The following is a 2,134-nucleotide window of genomic DNA, read 5'->3' on the forward strand; positions in this document are numbered from 1 at the left end:
AGCCAATGCTGGAAAGGTAGTGAATGCGATGATGGCGCAGGCTGTCAGAACTCCGAAAGCTCTATGCATGGGGGCGTCTCCTACCTTCGACCTGTTTTCGCGGATCGTCGCGAACGAATGGGTGACACGACGGAGCGGATTATTACGCTCGCAAGCTTAAGCACTCAGAGAGCGACTGCACTGACCTTCGATATTGCGCCTGATCAATGTTCCCCCGCAGTCGCGACCGACCTATATTCTGGTAACTTTGATCTGGATCAATTGCGTGTACGCGCTCGAGTGGAACCCTAATGCGGGGCCGTGGGGAGGGATGTTATGATTCAAACCTCCGAGTATAGGCAAAACGCACTGGAAGGCGCGATCGTGCGTCCCGACGCACGGTTGAAGACTGATGCTGTCAGGCACCAAGAGCTGCTAATTCGGGAAATGCAGCACCGCGTCGCCAACAGCCTGCAGATCGTTGCTGGCATCCTTTCGTTGAAGGCAAGGACAGTGAAGTCCGATGACGCCCGCCTGCATCTCCTGGATGCCTACGCCCGTGTTATGTCCGTAGCCGGTGTGCAGAGGCAGCTTTTGGATTCAAAGCAACCGAGTATGATCCAGATCGGCGACTATCTATCCGAGCTCGTAGAGAGACTAGCAAAGTCCTTGACCGAGGACGTGCGCCTTTCAGTCATAGTAGAGACCCGGGCGGTGATGGAATCGAATGAAGCGGTGGCAATGGGTCTCATCGTGACTGAGCTAGTCATCAATGCGTTAAGGCACGCTTTTCCAAAGGATCGTCGCGGGAAAATTATCATCTGCTTCAAAACTTTTGAACTTGGTTGGAGGCTCTCGGTATCGGACGATGGAGTTGGACTATCCAATGCGCCGGCGAAGGACATGAGCACAGGACACGGCAGTAAGATCATCGATGCGCTGGCAAAGGAATTGGATGCTTGCATCGCGGTTACGAGCGGCACAAAGGGCACTTGCGTGTCGTTGATCCATTCCAATCATAGCAAGGAGCGCAAACGCGCTTGCGGCTCGCTCATGCGTTAGGCGAACAGAACGGCAAATTTCGTTGGCTTGGGGGCTTCTACCATAAGGGAGCTGAAATGTGTGACTACAGCCTTCACAGCGTTAAATCGCGACCTGCGAAAGTTGGCGACAAGCTGTTCACGCGCGACTTTGGCACGGGCACACGAGGGTTTGCGGCAGCGGAAGACGCCAACACGGCGGTTTGCGTCATGCCGGGAACCGAGTTGTCTTTTGCCGATGAAATCAGGTGTGTCCCCGGCCTATTTGCGTGGCGTGGCAAACGGATCAAGCACAAGACAGCTATCTTTCGTCAGGTTAACAAAGGCAATGTTTCGACGCATCACGACGCCTTGGAATGCCCTGACGGCCAGGTGGTGCTTTTGACCTCCTTGTGGGAGGGACAGCACGCCGTGGTTCTGCAGCTGCCCGCGGAGGCGAGGACTGCAACTGAAGTCGCTGCCCTGCGGCGATTGTCGCCGGTGATCTGAGTCTCCTACCAAATCACCAGTGGCCGCCTCGGAGCGGGGCGACCACTTCAACCAGCTCGCTACTTCTACCTGCACCACGGTTGGGCGCGGAGCGCGACATGGTCGAGACAGCCGATACGGGAACGGCGCGAAGCGCGACCCATCCTCATCTGGTGGGGAGCCCCGCTCTTGGACTTACGATGGGCACGTGAGGCTTTTTTTTTGGTGGGCTTTGCGGCTGTGGCGCTCTACGGGCCGGCCGCCAAATACTTTCAGGATCAAATGCATCTCGGCGGCTTTCGCCGGCTTCTTGGCGCCCGACTGGGCCATCGAACCCGCCCAGGGGATGGGAGAGCGATAGACGCCAAAAGCAGCGCGTATTGGCATACCTGCAAAGAGGCGATGAGTCCGGCCTGGATTACCGTCTTCCAGCTAGATCGCTCTGGCGCGCTGCGATTACACTCGTCATTGCCTTGGCTCGTCCCCGAACTGCTCTAGCGCGGCCAATGCACGCAGGCATACATGGCTGCGGGCCCGCCTCCCATCATTACTGCCACGCCAAGAGCTTCAGGCACTTCAGGACGAGTGGCACCAGCTGCAAGTGCATCACGTACATGGTAGGCGATATACGCTTTAGCTCCAACCAT

The 2,134-nt window shown here is 56.9% G+C and carries 3 protein-coding genes; 2 read left to right on the plus strand and 1 reads right to left on the minus strand.

Annotation, left to right across the window (positions count from 1 at the left end):
* The first annotated feature begins 315 nt into the window (after positions 1-315).
* Together WB528_RS13900 and WB528_RS13905 are read left to right on the plus strand one after the other, a co-directional pair.
* The gene (locus WB528_RS13900) at positions 316-1,041 is read left to right on the plus strand and encodes a sensor histidine kinase (protein ID WP_423888991.1); all 726 of its coding nucleotides are present in this window, start codon (positions 316-318) and stop codon (positions 1,039-1,041) included.
* On the plus strand, positions 1,020-1,508 hold the full coding sequence (locus WB528_RS13905) for a hypothetical protein (RefSeq protein ID WP_423888992.1): 489 nt from the start codon (positions 1,020-1,022) through the stop codon (positions 1,506-1,508). Before WB528_RS13900 ends, WB528_RS13905 begins: the two co-directional genes overlap by 22 nt.
* Positions 1,509-1,981: 473 nt before the next feature.
* On the opposite strand, the gene WB528_RS13910 is transcribed toward WB528_RS13905, so the two are convergent.
* On the minus strand, positions 1,982-2,134 hold the full coding sequence (locus tag WB528_RS13910) for a carboxymuconolactone decarboxylase family protein (RefSeq protein WP_423888993.1): 153 nt from the start codon (positions 2,132-2,134) through the stop codon (positions 1,982-1,984).

Source organism: Bradyrhizobium sp., assembly GCF_049586575.1.
Taxonomy (GTDB): domain Bacteria; phylum Pseudomonadota; class Alphaproteobacteria; order Rhizobiales; family Xanthobacteraceae; genus Bradyrhizobium.